The sequence below is a fragment of the Brucella sp. 22210 genome (genome assembly GCF_052045675.1).
Lineage (GTDB): Bacteria > Pseudomonadota > Alphaproteobacteria > Rhizobiales > Rhizobiaceae > Brucella.
In genome coordinates this window covers 1-585 of record NZ_JBQEPD010000158.1, presented here as the reverse complement: position 1 = coordinate 585, position 585 = coordinate 1, and the positions used below count along the sequence as shown (strand labels likewise).

Here is a 585-nt window from a genome sequence, read left to right as displayed (position 1 = left end):
GGACGGCTTGAGTGCCCACGTGCCAGAAATCATGTGATCGACACCGCCAACTGCAAAGCCGGTCGTGGTGCCTAAGTCCAATGCGAGTATCTTGACCATAATCTTGCCTCGAAATGTTCACGTTTTGTTTAGGATTTATTACCTATCACGGCTTCGTCATAGTGTGGATAACTTTTGAAGCGGGGCCTTCAAACCCACGATCGTCGATCAGTTTGCCGCACTCCTTTGCGTCCAGAACGATGGCGCAACAAGCCATCACGTGCGCCAGGTGGTGCACGCCAGAATCAGACGCAATGTCTTCGCCGTCGCGGAATGCTGCCAAATGTCGCCTGATTGCATCCACATAAACAGACACGGAAACCGCGTGCTCACGCCAGTTAAACGTTCCGTATTTCGTGGCGCCATTCGCCATGGCGGCCCCGAGATGGAGTTCAGCGACAGGTGGGATTGAGAATGTCGAGGGCTTTGTCAGCCCGATAGCAGACTTCGGATTACTATCTGGAATTCTGCGAAATTGGGCGGTACTACTTTCAGCTGCATCGTCCGTCCTCCCCTTGGATGATAACGGAGTATTAAGCTCATTGA

Annotated in this window: 1 protein-coding gene; it reads right to left on the bottom strand. The window is 52.5% G+C overall.

Features of this window, described 5'->3' with window-relative positions:
- Positions 1–145 precede the first annotated feature (145 nt).
- Positions 146–585: dATP/dGTP diphosphohydrolase domain-containing protein (locus ACTJKP_RS27130; RefSeq protein WP_440632868.1), on the bottom strand; the 440-nt coding region annotated here is incomplete at its 5' end.